Raw genomic sequence first — 18,885 nt, forward strand, 5'->3', positions numbered from 1 at the left:
TCGTTCGCGTGCGCACGACATTCGAAAATCCATTTCATTGACGATTGCCGATCATCTCCGCATCATCGCTCCATCTTCGCGGTGCAAACCGCATCTAATTAACGAACCATTTGACGCGCTCCATTGGCGGCTGAGTGCGCAGACGCGATGCGTTTGCGCAGGCGGCGGAGCTTTGCAAAGCAGGGGTAAGGGATGAGCGACGATGCGAAACGTACGAGATGGGATCGACGGCGGCTGCTCCAGGCAGGCGGCGCTGCCGCTCTGGCGGCGCCTCTCGGCGGCCTTAGCGCGCAGGCGCTCTCGCTTCCAGCGGCACCGCAGATCGATTTCGCGCCGTTCCCGATCTGCAAGGCTTCTTCTGATGCGCCGCCGCTCACCGGCGCGCCGCGCAAGCTCCGGCTGTCCTGGAACGCGGGCGCGGTCTGCCTGACGCCGCTGCCGGTCGCGATCGACCAAGGTTTCTTCCGTAAGCAAAATCTCGACGTCGAGCTCGTCAATTACAGCGGCTCGACGGATCAGCTGCTCGAGGCGATCGCGACCGGCAAGAGCGACGCCGGTCTCGGCATGGCGTTGCGCTGGCTGAAGCCGCTGGAGCAGGGGTTCGATGTCAAAATTTCCGCCGGCACGCACGGCGGCTGCATGCGCGTGCTGGCACGCGCCGATTCCGGCATCACCAAGCTTGCCGACCTGAAGGGCAAGGTCGTTGCGGTCGGCGATCTCGCCGGTCCCGACAAGAACTTCTTCTCGATCCAGCTCTCGCGACTCGGCGTCGATCCGGTGAAGGACGTCGACTGGCGAGTCTATCCCGGCGCCGTCGTCAATGTCGCGGCCGATAAGGGGGAGGCGCAGGCCTTCCTCGCCTCCGATCCGCTCGCCTATCTCTGGCTGAAAGATCCTGCCTACAAGGAGGTCGGCTCCAATCTCGATGGTGAATATCGCGATCGTGTCTGCTGCATCGTGGGCCTGCGCGGCAGCCTGGTGCGCGAGGAGCCGCAGGTCGGACGGGCGCTGACGCAGGCGCTGCTCGACGCCGCGATGTTCACGGCGCAGAATCCGGCCGTCGCAGCGAAGTCGTTCCAGCCCTATGCACCGAAGAACGCCAGCCTCGAGGATATCGAGGGCATGGTCCGCTATCACACCCACCATCATCATCCGACGGGTGCGGCGTTGAAGCAGGAGCTCAAGGCCTATGCCGACGATCTGAAGGTGGTGTCGGTGTTCAAGCCGAGCACCGATACCAACAAGTTCGCGGAGCGCATCTATGTCGACATTTTCTCTGTCTGACGTCGCGGCGACCGACGAGCCGTCGCGAGGCGGCGCGCGGGTCGAACGGCTTCGGGGCGCGCTGCCCGGGCTTGGCGCAGCGCTTGCCTGGGCTACGTTCGGCGTCTCCTGCCTGGTCCGGGACGATGTCGGCGACTGGTCGCGGACGCAGGATGTCGCGATCGCGGCCTTTGTCATTTCCGTGCTGATCCTGCCGGGTACGCTGGCCGCCGATCGTCTGGGCCAGGCGGGTGCATGGCTGCGCCAGCGCGCGCCATGGCTCGTCGTGCTCGGCCTGTTCCTCGCCGTATGGGAACTCGCGACCGCCAAATTCGCGCTGCTGCCGCTGCCGTTCTTCCCGCCGCCACAGGCGATCGTCGAGGTCTATACGGACGATCTGCCCAAGCTTGCTGATAGCGTGTTCGCCTCGATCAAGCTGCAGATTGGCGGCTACATCATCGGCGCCACGCTCGGCTTCATGACGGGCGTGGCGATCGGGTGGTCAACCAACATCGGTTATTGGGTTCATCCGCTGCTGCGCTTCATCGGTCCGTTGCCGGCGACCGCTTGGCTGCCGATCGCGTTCTTCATGTTTCCGTCGAGCTGGAGCGCCTCGACCTTCCTGATCGCGCTGGCGACCGGTTTCCCGGTGACGGTCTTGACCTGGTCAGGCGTCGCGAGCGTCAGCTCGTCCTATTACGACGTGGCGCGGACGCTCGGCGCAAGACCCTCCTGCCTGGTGCTGAAGGTTGCGATCCCAGCCGCCTTGCCGCATGTGTTCGTCGGCTTGTTCATGGGCCTGGGCGCGTCATTTGCGGTGCTCGTGGTCGCCGAGATGATCGGAGTGAAGGCGGGTCTCGGTTGGTATCTGCAATGGGCGCAGGGCTGGGCGGCCTATGCCAACATGTATGCCGCGCTCTTGGTGATGTCGCTGCTCTGCTCCGGTGCGATCACGCTGTTGTTCAAAGTGCGCGACCGGGTTCTCGTCTGGCAGAAAGGTGTCGTCAAATGGTAACGCAGGCCGCCGTCGAACCCATCGTCTATCCTGCAGCTGGCGCCGCGATCGACATCGAGCGTGTCAGCCACGCCTTCGACATCGACGGCGCCAAGCTCGAGGTGCTCGATGATGTCAGCCTGATCGTCCAGCCCGGCGAATTCGTCGCGCTGCTCGGTCCATCCGGCTGCGGCAAGTCGACTTTGTTGCGTCTGGTCGCGGGCCTCGAGGCGCCACGCAGCGGCGTCTTGCGCGAGGACGATGTCCGCATCAAGGGACCGCATCCGTCGCGGGTCGTCGTGTTTCAGGATCCCACGCTATTTCCCTGGCGCTCGGTCTGGGACAATGTCGCGCTGGGCCTGGAGGCGCAAGGCATCCTGAAGGCGCAGCGGCCGCGCGTAGACGCTGCGTTGGAGCTCGTCGGGCTCTCCGCGTTCCGCTATGCCTATCCGCATCAGCTCTCCGGCGGCATGGCGCAGCGCGTCGCGCTGGCCCGTGCGCTGGTCAACGATCCCAAGGTGCTGGTGCTGGACGAGCCGCTCGGCAAGCTCGATTCGCTGACGCGGATCGCGATGCAGGCGGAGCTGGTGTCGCTGTGGCAGCGCAAGGGATTCACAACGCTCCTTGTCACCCACGATGTCGAGGAGGCGCTGGTGCTCGCCAATCGTGTCGTCGTGCTCAGTGATCGCCCGGCGCGCATCAAGGCCGACATCGCGGTACAGCGGCCCTATCCGCGGCATCGCGGCGATCCGTATCTGGCCGACCTGCGCCGGCAGAGTCTCGGCCTGCTCGGATTGGAGGCGACATGGTAGCCGCGATCGAACGAACTGCACCGCAGCCGGGAGTGGGCGAGGGTGAGCTGCTAGCGCGAGCGCAGAAGCTCACACCGCTGTTTGCCGAACGCGCCGTCGTGCACGACCGCGACGGCACGGTTGCCTTTGAGAATTTTCAGGACCTGTTCGACGCCGGCCTCTTGTCGCTGACCGTCCCGGTGACGCTGGGTGGCCACGGGGCGGGGGCGCGCATGACCTCGCGCGTTCTCGGTGCCGTCGCGCAGGCTGATCCGTCGACGGCGCTGATCCTGATCATGCATTACATCCAGCATTTCGTCATGGCCCGGAGCAGCGAATACCCGCCACGGCTTGCGCGCAAGCTTGCACGCGACTCGGTAGAGGCGGGGGCGCTGATCAATACACTGCGGGTCGAGCCGGCGCTCGGCTCGCCGTCGCGTGGCGGTCTTCCCGAGACGGTCGCGCGGCGAACCGAGACCGGCTGGCGGCTGACCGGCCACAAGATCTATTCGACCGGCGCACCGATCCTGAAATGGTATTCGGTCTGGGCCCGCACGGACGAGGACGAGTCGCGTGTTGGGATGTTCCTGGTGCCCGCTGGGCTGCCGGGCACGCGCATCCTGGAAACGTGGGATCACCTCGGCCTGCGGGCGAGCGGCAGCCATGACGTGATCTTCGAGGACGTCGTGATCCCGCTCGACTACGAGATCGTGTTGCGCCAGCCGGCAGCGTGGCGTGTGCAGGATCCGACTCAGGCGCTGGTGCACGGCGTCTTCGTCGGCGCGATCTATGACGGCATTGCGCAGGCCGCACGGGACTGGATCGTCGATTTCCTGAAGACACGCACGCCGTCGAGCCTCGGCGCGCCGCTATCGACCTTGCCGCGCGCTCAGGAGATCCTCGGCGGCATCGAGGCGAAGCTTCAGATCAATGCGCGGCTGATCGACAGCGCGGCGCGCGATTTTGATGAGGGCATCGTTCCGACCTCCGCGGAATCCAACATCATCAAGCTGACCGTCACCAATAACGCGGTGGCCGCGGTGGAAGACGCGCTGTCGTTGTCGAGCAACCATGGGCTGAGCCGCAGCAATCCGCTGGAGCGGCACTATCGTGACGTGCTGTGCGGTCGGGTGCACACGCCGCAGGACGACGCGACCCGGATAGCCGCTGGTCGGCTGGCGCTCGGGCTCTAGTTTCAGGAAAGGAAGAACGACCCAATGTCCATCGAATTCATCGGCTTCATCTCCAGCAACAACTCCTCCGAGACCATCGTCCGCAACGGACCGGTGCTCGATCCCGTTCATATCGAGACCGTGGCGAAGGCGCATGAGAACGCCGGGTTCGACCGCGCGCTGCTGGCTTTCCATTCCACCACGCCGGACAGCCTGCAGGTCGCCCAGCACGTGCTCGGCGTGACCGAGAAGCTGAATGTCCTGATCGCGCAGCGGCCGGGCTTCACCGCGCCCACGTTGCTGGCGCGGCAGTTCGCCGTGCTCGACCAGTTCTCCAGGGGGCGCGTGGCGCTGCATGTCATCACCGGCGGCAACGCGAAGGAACTGCGCCAGGACGGCAACACGCTCGATGACAAGGACGAGCGCTACGCCCGCACCAGCGAATTCCTCGACATCGTGCGCGCCGAGTGGAGCAGCGACAAGCCGTTCTCCTATGCCGGCAACTATTATCAGGTCGAGAACGGCTTCTCGCAGGTGAAGTCCTATCGCCCGGAGGGCATTCGCATCTATTTCGGCGGCGCGTCCGAAGCGGCGATCGAGGTTGCCGGCAAGCACGCCGATACTTTCGCGCTCTGGGGCGAATCCTATGCGCAGGTGCGCGAACAGACCGCGCGGGTGCGCGCGGCCGCCGCAAAGCACGGCCGTCCCGCGCCGCGCTTCTCACTATCCGTCCGCCCGATTCTCGCCGACACTGAGGAGAAGGCCTGGGCCAAGGCGCAGGAGATCCTGGAGCGCGCCACCGCGCTGCAGGACCAGACCGGTTATCGCAAACCGGCGGACGGTCATGCCACCGCCGGGGCCAAGCGGCTGCTCGCGATCGCGGAGCAGGGCAAGCGTGTCGACAAGCGCTTGTGGACGGAGATCGCTCAGCTCACTGGCGCCAACAGCAACACCACCGCTCTGGTCGGCACGCCGGAGCAGGTGGCTGAGGTGTTCGGCGATTATTACGACCTTGGCATCAGCCATTTCCTGATCCGCGGCTTCGACCCTCTGATCGATGCGATCGAATATGGCCGCGAACTGATCCCGCTGACGCGCAAGCTGATCGGCGAGCGCCAGCGTACTCAGGGAGTGGCGGCGGAATGATGCGTCTGCTTGTCATTGCCGGGGTTCTGCTTGGGCTCATTACCTCAGCCGGCGCACAGGTCACCCTGCGCGTCGGTGATCAGAAGGGAAATTCGCAGGCCGTGATGGAGGCGGCCGGCGTCCTCAAGGACGTGCCGTACAAGATCGAATGGAAGGAGTTCGCGGCGGCGGCGCCGTTGCTCGAGGCGCTCGGTGCCGGCGCGATCGACAGCGGCATCGTCGGCGACGCGCCGTTCACCTTTGCCGCGGCATCCAACGTGCCGGTCAAGGCGATCGCGGCGATCCGGCAGACCCAGGAGGGACTTGCGATCCTGGTGCCCGAGAGCTCGAGCATCACCAGCTTCGACCAGCTGAAAGGCAAGACGATTGCAACGGGCCGCGGCTCGATCGGCCATCAGCTCGTGCTCGCGGCAATGGATCGGCGCGGCTGGACCGCTGATAACGTGAAGCTCGTGTTCCTCGCGCCATCGGATGCGAAGGTCGCCTACACGCAAGGCTCGGTCGATGCCTGGTCGACCTGGGAGCCTTATGTGAGCCAGGAGGAGGTGCTGTTCAAGGCGCGCCGCATCTTGACCGGCGAAGGCCTGACGCCAGGCTTGAGCTTTCAGGTCGCAACGCCGGCTGCGATCAAGGAGAAACGCGACGCACTTGCGGATTTCGTGCGCCGGCTGACCGCGGCGCGCGCCTGGTCGCAGGATCATGTCGATGCCTATGCCGAGACGTTGGGAAAGCTAATGAACATCCCGCCCGCGGTACCCTTGAACTGGCTGACGCGCGCCAAGATCAGGATCGCGCCGATCGACGATTCCGTGATCGCGGATGAGCAGAAGACGATCGACCTCTATCTCCGCGGCGGCTTGATCAAACAACGGCTGTCAGCCTCCGACGTTCTCGATTGCTCCTTTGCCGACGCGATAGCCAGGGGTGCGGGTTTGTAGGAGCCGAATTGTTCCAGATCAAAGCCAAGCGGAACCGCGAGGCAGAGTGTTGATGACGTTCGCAGCGATCAATCGATGCGACAACGTCGGAGATCAACCCATGCTGAAAGTCGCAATTCTGATTTGGGTGATGTTAGGGACGGTATTGGCGGGCAGCGCCGTCATCGCGGTGCTCACCATGCAGGACCTCGCAGCCAGCCCGATGAAGGTAATTCCCCTGGCCGCGCTGGCGGGTTTTATCGTTGCCATGCCGCTGTCTTATCTGGTGGCGACGAAGATCGGCCACACGGGCGGGACTAAGAGGATCGCCTGACCGGCACGTACCGGTCAGACCCGATCATACTGGCGCGAGCAGGTCAGCCACCGCCTTCCGCACAACCGCATTCTCCTCCGGCAGGCCGATCGAGATGCGCACCCAAGTGTCGAGCGGTGGCTGGGCCCGGCCGATGAGAATGCCCTGGGCTGCGAGAGCAGCTGCCACTTTCGCATGCGGCTGGGCGGCATCGAAGAATACGAAATTGCCCTGCGAATTCGTGAAGCGAACCTTCCGCTTGCGGAAAAGCTGATGCCACGACTCGCGTTCCGCCGCGACCTTGTCGCGCATCGCGGCGACATAGCCCGTGTCGTTGAGGCTCGCCGTTGCCGCGACGAGGCTCAACCGGTTGAGCCCGAAGAACGCGCCGATGCCCATCTGCTTCATCGAGGCGACCAGTGCCTTCGGCGCGAGCGTATAGCCGATCGAAAGGCTGGCGAGCCCATAGATCTTCGAGAAGGTTCTGAACACCGCGACGTCGGCGCCCTCCCGAATGAGGCCGGCCACGGTCCGCTGCTCGAAATCCGGGGTGAATTCGAGATAGGCTTCGTCGACGATCACGAGGGTGCGTTTGGCCATGTCGCGCACGGCGTCGATGAACTCCTTGGTGTCGCTGACCGTGCCCGACGGATTGTGCGGGTTCACCAGATAGACCGCCCGCGTCTGTGAATTGATCTTAGCCGCAAGGGCCGCGAGATCGTTCTCCAACCGGTCGTTCAGGGGTACGCCGACCACCACGCCACCGGCCGGCGCGACGGCATCCACGAGTGCGGTATAGCCCGGCTCGGAATAGACGAACTCCCCGCCTGCGCCGCCGTGGGCGGACAGAAAGAGCCCGAGCACGTCGAGGTTCTCGCCGAGCATGATTTGCTCCGGCGGCATTTGTTCGCGCGCGGCGATCGCGTTCGTGAGCGTAGCGAGCTCGTCGCCGGTGTAGCGGCTGAGATTGGCAAGGTGCGCAGTGATCGCCTGCACGGCTTGAGGTGATGGCCCGAACGGATTCTCATTGAGGGCAAGTCGGATCGTATTGTTTGTTGCTGTGCTGGCCATGACCGGATGTACCAAATTGAGGGCCGCCGCCGTCGAGAGCAGCAGCCATTCGCGTCGATCGAGATGAGCCACGTTCTTGTCCCTTGCCGGATCAGCGGAGCTGAGGCCGAACTGTGCTTTCATCGGAAGCAAGTCGCAAGCAGATGGCACTCAACTCGATGCGAGGACCGCGATGATTGTGGTTACAACGGTAGCAGCCGCCAGGCGTCAGCCGCGTTCGGGATAGCCGTGCAGCATCAGGCGATCGGAACGCACCTCCCAGCGTTCAAGCCGGTCGAGGAAGCTCATGCCGAGCAGGTTGGTCTTCATCTGGCCGTGCGGCACCACCAGGGCCGGCACCGAGCGTTCGACTAGCCTGCCGATCGCCAGCCGGTCGAGCGTCAGCCGCGCCGCCTTGGTATGACCACCGGCGGTCTCGACGTCGACGTCGTAGTCGAGCAGTTCGAGCGGCAGGCCCAAAGCCTTGGCCGTCTCATAGGTCAGCACGACCGAGGTGGCCCCGGTGTCGACCACCATCGGCGCGGTCACGCCGTTGATCTTGGCGCGCAGCGTGAATTCGCCGCCTTGGCCGCGCTGGATTTCGACTGCGCTCGCCTTCATCTTGCTGGCACTCTTGCGCAACAACTCCGAGACGGTGTCGCTGGCGAGCGCGGCCTGTTCGGGATCCTTGTAGGCAATCACGGCGCCGGCCGTGACCAGCATGGTCACCAGAACGAGCAGAAGACGGCTCATGCGGCAACTCCGATTCCGGCCGGGTTTTTCAACTGAGGCTGTGCGGGCGCATCGACGGCAATCCGGCCTCGCGCATGCGCACCGGCAGTTCGGCCATCAGCGCGTTCCGCTCGTCGGCCGCCATCGTGCCCCAGCGTGCAATCTCCGACAGCGTGCGGCCGCAGCCAAAGCAGAGATTGGTTCGGGGATCGATCATGCAGACGTTGATGCACGGCGTCGCTCGGTTCGTATCCTGGCTCATGGTTAGATAGTGACGGCCATTCCACCGCGAGTGCAAGTGCGGCCATGTCACAGCCCCGTTCCTGCATTCATGATCGGCTTGGACCGCGGCCTGCGCTTCTCCTCCGTGGCTTGCGTCGTGGGCTCCGGCTGTAGCGGCGGCGCTTCGTCCGACATCGGGCCCAGCGCCGACATCACCCGTTCCGGCGGGAAGGTGACGATGACCTCGGTGCCGATCCGAACCTTCGATTTCAGCGTGAATGTGCCGCCGTGCATCTCGATCAGGTTCTTGGCGATCGGCAGCCCCAGCCCTGCGCCTTGCTCGGCCGATTTGATCGAGTTCGAGCCCTGGCCAAACGAGGCCAGCACGATCGGGATCTCGTTTTCAGGGATGCCGGAGCCGGTGTCCTTGACGCTGAGATATTGGCCGCCCGAGGCGGTCCAGCCGACCTTCAACCAGATATCTCCGCCCTGCGGCGTGAACTTGATCGCATTGGACAAGAGGTTGAGAACGACCTGGCGGATCGCACGTTCGTCCGCCCATAGCCGCGGCATATTGCGCTCGAACACCTCGTGGATGGTCAGCGCGCGGCTGGAGGCGCGCAGCTTGAGCAAATGATGACAGTCGGCGACGACATGCACCAGCGAGACCGCCTCCTCGTTGAGCTCGTAGCGCCCGGCCTCGATCCGCGAGAGATCGAGGATTTCGTTGATCAGGTTCAACAGATGCACGCCGGAGTTATGGATGTCGGCGGAATATTCCTTGTACACCGGTACGGCATGCGCGCCGAAGATCTCGCTCTTCATCACCTCTGAGAATCCGAGGATGGCATTCAGCGGCGTGCGGAGCTCGTGGCTCATCTGGGCGAGGAAGCGCGATTTGGCGACGTTGGCGGCCTCCGCGCGATAGCGGGCCTCGTCCGAAATCGCCTTGGCCTGTTCGAGCTCGCCGATCAGTGCATCCTTCTCGGCACGTGCTTCGAGCGTGGCCAGCGTGGTCGAATGCAGCTGATGCGCCAGCAGCGCAAAATAGCCCTCGGCCGCGACCGCAAACGCGGCCAGCACATAATTGTCGAGCTTGCTCGACAGCGCGAGGTTGAGCGCGATCGCGATCGTGACCGGCGCTGTCGCTGCCAAAGCGGCAAGCGGCAGATTGGCCGCAAGCATGCTGGAGACTGCAATCACCAGCAGCATCAGGAACATCATCAACGTGCCGGAGACATCCGACAGCGCCGGGTCGATCAGCACCGCCATCCAGCAGATGCCGTAGAGCAGGTCGAGCAGCACGAAGCGCTTGCGCCAGCGCCGCGTCGCCGCCAATGACGGCTTTTCGCCGAGGAAGCTCCTGCAGGTGCGCACGATCGCGATGTGGATGCAGAGTATACCGCAGGTCCAGGCGGCTGCCGGGAGTGGCTGCATCCAGACGCTGAACAGCATGCCGGTCGCGACCACCAGCAGCATCACGACATAGGAGGCGGAAATCCGGGTCTGCGCATATTGGCGCAACAGCTCGCGATCGAACGCCGGCCGCGTTCCTGATGTCGATGTTAACCGGTCGCGCGCCTCGCGCACCCGCTGCTGCGCCGCCCGGCGCTGGCTCGCAGACGCGAGCGCCGGCGGCTCTGCCGGAAGCTCGACGACCTCAGGCGTTTCAGCGGAGTTACTCATCAAACAACACAAGTCCTGCCCGCGGCCGCACGGGCTTTTCGCATTGTCTATAACTCGCCTGAAATCCTTAAGAGGGATTATAGAGAACCAAACATTTCCGTTAATGCGGCGTTAAATTAACCTTTGGTCGCTAGTCGTGAGGCGCCGCAACGTGATGCAGAAACGCCCGCCGAAGGGCGGGCGTTTCGAACGGTTTGCCGTCAAGTGCCAGAAGCGATCGGACCAGTCGTCCCGTTCACTTCTCCAGCCGCGCCAGCAGGCTCGATGTGTCCCAGCGCTTGCCGCCGAGCTTCTCGACTTCGGAGTAAAACTGGTCGACCAGCGCGGTTATCGGCAGATGCGCGCCATTGCGGCGGGCCTCGTTGAGGCAGATCGAGAGATCCTTGCGCATCCATTCCACTGCAAAGCCAAAATCGTACTTGCCGTCGTTCATGGTCTTGTAGCGGTTTTCCATCTGCCAGGACTGCGCGGCGCCCTTGGAGATGGTTTCGATCACGGCGGCCACATCGAGGCCGGACTTCTTCGCAAAATGGATGCCTTCCGACAGGCCCTGCACCAGGCCCGCGATGCAGATCTGGTTGACCATCTTGGTGAGCTGTCCGCTTCCGGCGGGACCCAGCAGCTTGCACATGCGGGCATAGGCCGCGATGACGGGCTCGGCACCGGCATAAGCCTCCGCGGTGCCGCCGCACATCACGGTGAGCACTCCGTTCTCGGCGCCGGCCTGGCCGCCTGACACCGGGGCATCGACGAATTTGAACCCGGCCTTGGTGGCTGCGGCATCGAGCTCACGCGCCACTTCGGCCGAGGCCGTGGTGTGGTCGACGAAGGTCGCGCCCTTGGCCATGCCGGCAAAGGCGCCGTCCGAGCCGATCGTCACCGAGCGCAGGTCGTTGTCGTTGCCGACGCAGCACATCACGAACTCCTGGCCCTCGGCCGCGGCCTTCGGGGTGGGTGCGGTCTTGCCGCCGAACTTGTCGGCCCATTCCTTCGCTTTTGCCGCGGTGCGGTTATAGACCGTGACCTCGTGACCGCCCTTCTTCACGAGATGTCCTGCCATGGGGAAACCCATGACGCCGAGACCGATGAAAGCGACTTTAGCCATGTGAGCTACCTTGACCTTGGTTTTTCGCCGGCGGCCTTGGGGATGGCCGGGCTGTTCTTGAAGGACCACATCAGCGTCCCGCCGGGGGACTGCGCCGGACGCTGGACGCCGCACCATAAACGCTTGAGGGGCGAGGGCAACGGCTTCGTGACGCATACGGTGGCGCCGGCCCGTGCTAAAGAGGCATGATCATGACGGCTTGCAAATCCGTCCTGCGACAACGAAATCCAGAAAGCCAACGAACCAGCCAGGGAGTGTCTCGCATGAGCGTCAGCGTGGGTGTGCTCGACCATTTCAACATCCGGACCCGTAAGCTCGCGGAGACGGTGGGCTTCTATGAGGAGGTGCTGGGGCTCGAGAACGGCCCGCGGCCGAACTTCGCCTTTCCCGGCGCGTGGATGTACAGCGAAGGCCGGCCGGTGGTGCATCTGGTCGACATCGCCCAGACCTCGGAGCCGCAGAAGCCGGATTCCGGCGTGGTCCATCACGTTGCCTTCGTCAGCCGTGGCTTCGCCGGGATGAAAGCTCGGCTGGCAGGCAAGGGCATGGCGTTCGACGCCCGGCAGGTTCCCGGCGGTGAGCTCTGGCAGATCTTCGTGCGCGACCCCAACGGGGTGATGATCGAGCTCAATTACGAGGCAGCCAAAGAGCAGGGCGATTCTGCACCGGTCGAAACGGATTCCGATATGGGAACCAAGGTGGCGTTTTGAGCCGGCGCGCTTTATTGGAACATCCGAAGCGCAGGCCGGATCGACCCGGCCGGACCGGAAGATGATGTCCAACCAAGAGGATAGAGCGCGACGATGTGGCGCGCTCTGAAGTTTTTCAGGAGAGGCGGCGTGAGCGTCACCCAGCAACAGGTTCTCGAAGCTCTGAGGCGGGTGCGCTCGCCCCGGGGAGTGGCGCTGCCCGACGCCAACGTGCTGTCGCCGATCACGGCCAATGACGGCAAGGTGTTCTTTTCGATCAACGTCGATGCTGCCGAGGCGCGCGCCTGGGAGGATGCCCGCGCCCAGGCCGAGGCCGCAGTCCGCGCCATTCCCGGGGTGACGATGGCGATGATCGCACTGACTGCGGAGCGCAGGCCAGGCGCAGCGCCGCCGCCGCGGGCACCGGGCGTTCAGCCGGCCGCAGCCCATCGGCCGCCTCCGCAGCATCCTGCGGGCTCGCCGATGGCCCGCCAGGCCGAGATCCCCGGCGTCGCCGCGGTGATCGCGGTCGCCTCCGGCAAGGGTGGGGTGGGCAAGTCGACCACCGCCCTCAATCTTGCGCTCGGCTTGCGTGATCTTGGGCTGAAGGTCGGGCTTCTGGATGCGGACATCTATGGCCCCTCGATCCCGCGGCTCACCGGCCTGCACGACAAGCCCGGGCTCGACGACACCAAGAAGATGATTCCGCTGCAGCGCTTCGGCCTGTCGATCATGTCGATCGGCTTCCTCGTCGAGGAGCAGACCGCGATGATCTGGCGCGGGCCGATGGTGATGTCGGCCATTACCCAGATGCTGCGCGACGTCGCCTGGGGCACGCTCGACGTGCTGGTCGTCGACATGCCGCCCGGCACGGGCGACGCACAGCTAACGCTCGCGCAGAATGTGCCGCTGAAGGGTGCGGTCATCGTCTCGACCCCGCAGGATCTGTCGCTGATCGACGCGCGGCGCGGGCTTGCGATGTTCCGGAAAGTGAATGTGCCGGTGCTCGGCATCATCGAGAACATGAGCTACTTCCAGTGCCCGCATTGCGGCACCCGCTCGGACATTTTCGGCCATGGCGGAGCGCGCCACGAGGCGGAGCAGCTGGGTGTGCCGTTCCTCGGCGAGGTCCCGCTGCACATGGATATCCGCGCGACCTCGGATGCCGGCACCCCGGTTGTCGTCAGCGCGCCCGAAGGGCCGCACGCGGCGATCTATCGTGCCATAGCAGGCCAGGTCCGGGACCAGCTCAAAGGCGCCATTGCCGCGGCGTGACGCGCCGCAGCATTTTCTCGGGTGTAGATCGTCGCCCCCTGCGATGGTCGCGTTTCCGCCCCCGTAGTTCCGTGCTAAAGGCCCCCGACCGAAGCGCCCTCGGACAGATGCGGGCACGCGCATGACCGAGTGAGCGTCCGTTTTCAAATGGGAAGAACGCCCCAAAAAGGAGAAGACTTGATGAAGCGTCGTGATTTCTTGAAGGTCTCCGCTGCCGGTGCGGCGGCAACGGCCGCGGTCGCCTCGCCGGCGGTCGCGCAGTCGATGCCGGAGATCAAGTGGCGGCTGACCTCCAGCTTTCCGAAATCGCTGGACACGATCTTCGGCGGCGCCACCGAAGTGGCCAAGTACGTGGCCGAGATGACCGACAACAAGTTTCAGATCCAGGTCTTCGCGGCGGGCGAGATCGTCCCCGGCCTGCAGGCGCTGGATGCGACTGCGAACGGCACCGTCGAGATGAGCCACACGGTGTCTTATTATTACGTCGGCAAGGATCCGACCTTTGCGATCTACGCCTCGGTGCCGTTCGGCCTGAACGCGCGGATGCAGAATTCCTGGTGGTATCAGGGCGGCGGCCAGGAGCTTGGCAACGAGTTCTTCAAGAAGTTCGGCGTGATCGGCTTCCCCTGCGGCAACACCGGCACCCAGATGGGCGGCTGGTTCCGCAAGGAGATCAAGACCGTTTCCGATCTTTCCGGCCTGAAATTCCGCATCGGCGGCATCGCCGGCCAGGTGCTGCAGAAGGTCGGCGTCGTTCCGCAGCAGCTTGCGGGCGGCGACATCTATCCGGCGCTGGAGAAGGGCACCATCGACGCGGCCGAGTGGGTCGGTCCCTATGATGACGAGAAGCTCGGCTTCCAGAAGGTGGCGAAGTACTACTACTATCCGGGCTTCTGGGAAGGCGGTCCGACCGTCCACGCCTTCTGCAATCTCGACAAGTGGAATTCGCTGCCGAAGAGCTATCAGGCGATCCTCACCAATGCGACCGCGAACGCCAACAGCTGGATGGCCGCGCGCTACGATCTGCAGAACCCGGCGGCGCTGAAGCGCCTGGTGGCCGGCGGCACCCAGCTGCGCCCCTTCAGCAACGAGGTGCTGGAAGCCTGTCTCAAGGCGACCAACGAGCTGTGGTCGGAAATCTCCGCCAAGAACCCCGACTTCAAGAAGTCGATCGAGGCGATGCAGGCCTACCGGTCCGACGAATATCTGTGGTGGCAGGTCGCCGAGTACACCTTCGATACCTTCATGATCCGCTCGCGCACCCGCGGCTGATCGCGCTGGATCGGCAAGACGATCGAAAGCCCGGCCTTGCGGCCGGGCTTTTGCGTTGCGGAACGGTTTCGCAATGGCACTCCGCGACAGGATGATCCAGACTGGAACCCAGGCCTCGCAAGAAGGCTGCGGAAAATATCCAGACACATCATCCGACAGGGAGAGAACGCCATGAAGCGCAGGGATTTCATCAAGGTCACCGGGCTCGGCGCAGCCGGTGCCACATCGATTGCCGCGCCCGCCATCGCGCAATCGATGCCCGAGATCAAATGGCGCATGACGACGAGCTGGCCGAAGTCGCTCGACACGCTGCATGGCGGCGCCGAGATGATGGCCAAGATCGTCGGCGAAGCCACCGACAACAAATTCCAGATCCAGACCTTTGCCGCCGGCGAGATCGTCCCCGGTCTGCAGGTTCTCGATGCCGTGCAGAGCGCGACCGTCGAAATGGGTCACACCGCGTCCTACTACTATTTCGGCAAGGACCCGACCTTCACCTTCGGCTCTTCGGTGCCGTTCGGCCCGAGCATGCGCATCAACCAGGCCTGGTACATGCTGGGCGGGGGCAGGGAGCTCTTGAACGACTTCTACAAGAGCTACAACGTGGTCTCGCTGCTGGCCGGCAACACCGGCTGCCAGATGGGCGGCTGGTTCCGCAAGGAGATCAACACGGTCGACGACCTCCAGGGCCTGAAATTCCGCATCGGCGGTTTCGCCGGCCGCGTGATGCAGAAGCTCGGCTGCGTGCCGCAGCAGCTTGCCGGCGGCGATATCTATCCGGCGCTGGAGAAGGGCACCATCGACGCGGCCGAGTGGGTCGGTCCCTATGATGACGAGAAGCTCGGCCTCTACAAGGTCGCGCCGCATTACTACTTCCCCGGCTGGTGGGAAGGCGGGCCGATGCTGCTTGCCATGATCAATCTCGACAAGTGGAACGCACTGCCGAAACATTATCAGAGGCTGCTCGAGCAGGCCGGGCATTACGCCAACAACTGGATGATGGCGAAATACGACAGCGCCAATCCGCTGGCGCTGCGCAAGCTGATCGCGGGCGGCGCCAAGCTGCACCCGTTCTCGCAGCCGATCATGGAAGCCTCGTACAAGGCAGCCAAGGAGCTGCATGCCGAGGTCGCCGCGACCAACGCCAATTTCAAGAAGGTGCTGGAGTCGCTGACCAGTTACTCCAACAATTGCTACTCGTGGTTCCAGGTCGCGGAAGTCGGCTACGACAACTTCATGGCACGACGGTCGCAGAGCTGAGCGCAGGGAAAGCCGCAGCGGCGGTGCGAGCCGTTGCTGCGGCATTCCCGACACCCGCGGTCACTATTTCGGCGGGCCGAAATCGAGCGGCGGCAGGTCGATCTGCGGCACCTCGATCTTGACCTTGTTGAGGTCGACCTCGACCGGCTTGTCCAGCAGGCCCGTCACCGTGATCGGGAACGCGATCACGAGCAGCACCATGATCGCCTGCAGGCCGATCCAGGGCATCGCGCCCCAATAGATGTCGGAGCTCTTGACCTCCCTCGGCGCCACGCCGCGCAAATAGAACAGCGCAAAGCCGAACGGCGGGTGCAGGAACGAGGTCTGCATGTTGACGCAGAGCATGACGCCGAACCAGATCAGCGCCGCCTCCGGTCCCACCACCGGCGCCAGGATCTTCTGCGCGATCGGTGCGATCATCGGTAGGATGATGAAGGCGATCTCGAAGAAGTCGAGGAAGAACGCCAGGAAGAAGATGAACACGTTGATGAAGATCAGGAAGCCCCAGACGCCGCCGGGCAGCGAGGTTAAGAGGTGCTCCAGCCACTCGCCGCCGGAGACGCCCTGGAACACCACCGAGAAGCAGGTCGAGCCGATCAGGATGAACGTGACCATGCAGGTGATGCGCATGGTGGTCTCGTAGCCCTGCTTGATCAGGTCGCGCAGATCGGGGATCCCCACGGCGCGGATGCCGAGCCAGGCGACGGCGAGATAGGTCGCGGCAAAGGCGAGCTTGAAGACGAGGTTCTCGGTGTAGAGCATCGCGACGATGGTGCCGATGCCGGCCGCGATCACGCCGACGATCAGGATGGTCCGGTCGGTCGAGCTGAAATCTTTGTGGTGGATCACCGCGAGCACGATGGCGCCGACCGCGCCCATGGCGCCGGCTTCGGTCGGGGTCGCCAGGCCCATCATCATGGTGCCCAGCACGACGAAGATCAGCACTGCCGAGGGAATGATGCCCATCAGGCACTTCTTCCACAGCGCCCAGCCGGTCAGCGTCCGTGCCTCCTTCGGCACCGCCGGCACATGGCTCGGCTTGATGATGCTGAGCGCGAAGGTGTAGCCGGCGAACAGCAGCACCTGGAAGATCGAGGGCCCCCAGGCGCCGAGATACATGTCGCCCACGGACTTGCCGAGCTGGTCGGCGAGCACGATCAGGACCAGCGAAGGCGGCACCAGCTGGGTGATGGTGCCGGAGGCCGCGAGCACGCCGGTGATGTAACGGATGTTGTAGCCGTAGCGCATCATCACCGGCATCGAGATCAGCGCCATCGCGATCACCTGCGCCGCCACCGTGCCGGTGATGGCGCCGAGGATGAAGCCGACGATGATGACGGAATAGCCGAGGCCGCCGCGGATCGGGCCGAACAATTGGCCCATCGAATCCAGCATGTCCTCGGCGAGCCCGCACCGCTCCAGGATCGCGCCCATGAAGGTGAAGAACGGGATCGCGAGCAGGAGGTCATTCGACAGCACGCTGCCGAAGATGCGCCCCGGGATCGCCTGCAGGAAGTTGAGGTCGAAGAAGCCGAGATGGATGGCGAGGAAGCCGAACGACAGACCGACGGCGGCCAAGGTGAACGCGACCGGAAAGCCGATCAGCATCGCCAGGACCAGGCCGCCGAACATCATGGGCGGCATCATCTCCAGCGTAATCATTGCGTCGGCCTCTCATATTTGGCGTCGATCGTGACCTCGCCGCGCAAGGCGGCGGCGCGCTTGATAACCTCCGAGACGCCCTGCAGCGCCAGCATCACGAAGCCCGCGGGGATCACGAGCTTGATCGGCCAGCGCACCAGGCCGCCCGCATTGCCGGAGATCTCGCCCACGGAATAGGACTGCATGAAGAACGGCCAGGACAGATAGGCCAAAAGCAGGCAGGTCGGGATCAGGAAGAACAGCGTGCCGATCAGGTCGAGCCAGAGCTGGCCGCGCTCGGACAGATAGAGGTAAAGCAGCTCGACCCGGACATGCTCATTGCGGCGGAAGGTATAGGAGGCGCCGAACATCACCAGCAGCGCGAACATGTACCATTGCAGCTCCAGCCAGCCGTTCGACGAATAGCTGAAGGCGTAGCGGATCATGGCGTTGATGGCGCTGACCAGGCAGGCCAGCAGCACCAGGACATTGCAGATATAGCCGATCTTTTCATTGAGCTGATCGATGGCCGTACTTACTGCCAGCAAAGGGCGCATCAGGGTCTCCGCCGTGGCCGCTGCATCAGGTCAGCAGGCCTGTGCTCGAGAGAGGCACGGTTTCGCCGGGGCCCATCGCCGGTATGCGACGGCGTCCAAGCTCGCGACAGGTCACCGGCGCGCCAAGCGTCACTTGCGCAAAGTCACGGCGGCTCATTCGGAGCGATGGCAACGAGACGTCCTCCCCCTCAAACTCGCTTCCGGCTCTTGTTCGGCGTCTTGGCTGCCTCGTTGATAGGCAGGGGCCTGTCCGGCCGTGCGGGCTCGAAAGCTGGGGCACCATTTCAGCGCCGCTTCCCGCCGTCAATCGGAAAATGGGCAAATTGACGCGGGGACAACAGGTTGCACGGGGTTGGTGAATCGGGCGAGCCCGGTGGGCAGGGGCGATACCGGGACCGCGAAGCAATCTTGTCGACCTGGAGAGAACCGAGCGGATTGTTCCAACGCTGCCGGCATGGAAGCAGGGCGCTCGTTTCGATTTCGGGCCTGCGTCCGTGCATGCCATGGCAGCTCCACTGGGCTTGCGGATATGACACCCCGTTCTCGCGGCGCACATCGCGTCCGAGCTTTGGAAAATTCGACCGCCCCTTGAAGCAGAGGCGCAGGGAATGCCGGGCGCTGGCCGCACCCATGGCCCGCCTGCAACAAAGAAAGCAGGCGGCAGTCACCACAGGTCAGCCGAGACATCCCGGCATTCCCTGCACGATGGCCTTACGGCGTATACGCGCTCTTGTGTCTTCCAAATGTGCCAAGAAGTGCGAACGGGCGGTTCTCACCAACCGCCCGTCGCAGGATCTGAG

The 18,885-nt window shown here is 64.1% G+C and carries 18 protein-coding genes; 11 read left to right on the plus strand and 7 right to left on the minus strand.

From position 1 onward, the window contains the following. Positions 1-192: 192 nt before the first annotated feature. The 7 genes from ACQR1W_RS33960 (at position 193) to ACQR1W_RS33990 (ending at position 6,617) form a co-directional block, all read left to right on the plus strand. Positions 193-1,284: an ABC transporter substrate-binding protein gene (locus tag ACQR1W_RS33960; protein ID WP_434854832.1), complete on the plus strand. Its 1,092-nt coding sequence runs from the start codon at positions 193-195 to the stop codon at positions 1,282-1,284. Then, entirely contained in the window at positions 1,262-2,278 is a 1,017-nt protein-coding gene (locus ACQR1W_RS33965; protein ID WP_434854833.1) for an ABC transporter permease, read from the plus strand. The genes ACQR1W_RS33960 and ACQR1W_RS33965 overlap by 23 nt, the downstream gene beginning before the upstream one ends. Then, positions 2,272-3,069: an ABC transporter ATP-binding protein gene (locus ACQR1W_RS33970; RefSeq protein ID WP_434854834.1), complete on the plus strand. Its 798-nt coding sequence runs from the start codon at positions 2,272-2,274 to the stop codon at positions 3,067-3,069. The genes ACQR1W_RS33965 and ACQR1W_RS33970 overlap by 7 nt, the downstream gene beginning before the upstream one ends. Next, positions 3,063-4,241 (plus strand): acyl-CoA dehydrogenase family protein, encoded by a 1,179-nt coding sequence (locus ACQR1W_RS33975; RefSeq protein ID WP_434854835.1) that lies wholly within the window; start codon positions 3,063-3,065, stop codon positions 4,239-4,241. The genes ACQR1W_RS33970 and ACQR1W_RS33975 overlap by 7 nt, the downstream gene beginning before the upstream one ends. Positions 4,242-4,265: 24 nt before the next feature. After that, positions 4,266-5,366, plus strand: a complete 1,101-nt coding sequence (locus tag ACQR1W_RS33980; protein ID WP_434854836.1) for an LLM class flavin-dependent oxidoreductase — start codon at positions 4,266-4,268, stop codon at positions 5,364-5,366. Further along, on the plus strand, positions 5,363-6,304 hold the full coding sequence (locus ACQR1W_RS33985) for an ABC transporter substrate-binding protein (RefSeq protein WP_434854837.1): 942 nt from the start codon (positions 5,363-5,365) through the stop codon (positions 6,302-6,304). Before ACQR1W_RS33980 ends, ACQR1W_RS33985 begins: the two co-directional genes overlap by 4 nt. A gap of 100 nt (positions 6,305-6,404) precedes the next feature. Further along, a complete protein-coding gene (locus ACQR1W_RS33990; RefSeq protein ID WP_434854838.1) occupies positions 6,405-6,617 on the plus strand; it encodes a hypothetical protein in 213 nt (70 codons plus the stop codon). Between the two features lie 24 nt (positions 6,618-6,641). Here the strand turns inward: ACQR1W_RS33990 and ACQR1W_RS33995 are convergent, their stop codons facing one another. From ACQR1W_RS33995 to ACQR1W_RS34015, 5 genes are all read right to left on the minus strand, one after another. Next, a complete protein-coding gene (locus ACQR1W_RS33995) occupies positions 6,642-7,739 on the minus strand; it encodes a pyridoxal phosphate-dependent aminotransferase (RefSeq protein WP_434854839.1) in 1,098 nt (365 codons plus the stop codon). Positions 7,740-7,874: 135 nt separating this feature from the next. Beyond that, positions 7,875-8,399, minus strand: coding sequence for a TIGR02281 family clan AA aspartic protease (locus ACQR1W_RS34000; protein WP_008968382.1), 525 nt, complete (start codon positions 8,397-8,399; stop codon positions 7,875-7,877). Positions 8,400-8,427: 28 nt separating this feature from the next. Continuing rightward, positions 8,428-8,640: a DUF1289 domain-containing protein gene (locus tag ACQR1W_RS34005; protein ID WP_434854840.1), complete on the minus strand. Its 213-nt coding sequence runs from the start codon at positions 8,638-8,640 to the stop codon at positions 8,428-8,430. A 47-nt stretch (positions 8,641-8,687) separates the two neighbouring features. After that, positions 8,688-10,286, minus strand: a complete 1,599-nt coding sequence (locus ACQR1W_RS34010; protein ID WP_008968384.1) for a sensor histidine kinase — start codon at positions 10,284-10,286, stop codon at positions 8,688-8,690. 235 nt (positions 10,287-10,521) lie between these two features. Continuing rightward, positions 10,522-11,460, minus strand: coding sequence for an NAD(P)-dependent oxidoreductase (locus ACQR1W_RS34015; RefSeq protein ID WP_434854841.1), 939 nt, complete (start codon positions 11,458-11,460; stop codon positions 10,522-10,524). A gap of 194 nt (positions 11,461-11,654) precedes the next feature. Here ACQR1W_RS34015 and ACQR1W_RS34020 point away from each other — a divergent pair, with 194 nt between their 5' ends. From ACQR1W_RS34020 to ACQR1W_RS34035, 4 genes are all read left to right on the plus strand, one after another. Continuing rightward, positions 11,655-12,101, plus strand: coding sequence for a VOC family protein (locus ACQR1W_RS34020; protein ID WP_434854842.1), 447 nt, complete (start codon positions 11,655-11,657; stop codon positions 12,099-12,101). Positions 12,102-12,230: 129 nt separating this feature from the next. Beyond that, positions 12,231-13,355: an Mrp/NBP35 family ATP-binding protein gene (locus ACQR1W_RS34025; RefSeq protein ID WP_434854843.1), complete on the plus strand. Its 1,125-nt coding sequence runs from the start codon at positions 12,231-12,233 to the stop codon at positions 13,353-13,355. A gap of 180 nt (positions 13,356-13,535) precedes the next feature. After that, complete coding sequence (locus ACQR1W_RS34030) at positions 13,536-14,627, plus strand: TRAP transporter substrate-binding protein (protein ID WP_434854844.1); 1,092 nt, start codon at positions 13,536-13,538, stop codon at positions 14,625-14,627. Between the two features lie 171 nt (positions 14,628-14,798). Further along, complete coding sequence (locus ACQR1W_RS34035) at positions 14,799-15,887, plus strand: TRAP transporter substrate-binding protein (protein ID WP_008968389.1); 1,089 nt, start codon at positions 14,799-14,801, stop codon at positions 15,885-15,887. 63 nt (positions 15,888-15,950) lie between these two features. Here the strand turns inward: ACQR1W_RS34035 and ACQR1W_RS34040 are convergent, their stop codons facing one another. Then, positions 15,951-17,549 (minus strand): TRAP transporter large permease, encoded by a 1,599-nt coding sequence (locus ACQR1W_RS34040; RefSeq protein WP_008968390.1) that lies wholly within the window; start codon positions 17,547-17,549, stop codon positions 15,951-15,953. Continuing rightward, positions 17,546-18,085: a TRAP transporter small permease subunit gene (locus ACQR1W_RS34045; protein WP_008968391.1), complete on the minus strand. Its 540-nt coding sequence runs from the start codon at positions 18,083-18,085 to the stop codon at positions 17,546-17,548. The genes ACQR1W_RS34040 and ACQR1W_RS34045 overlap by 4 nt, the downstream gene beginning before the upstream one ends. Between the last annotated feature and the right edge of the window lie 800 nt (positions 18,086-18,885).

Source organism: Bradyrhizobium sp. HKCCYLS1011, from assembly GCF_051167795.1.
Lineage (GTDB): Bacteria > Pseudomonadota > Alphaproteobacteria > Rhizobiales > Xanthobacteraceae > Bradyrhizobium.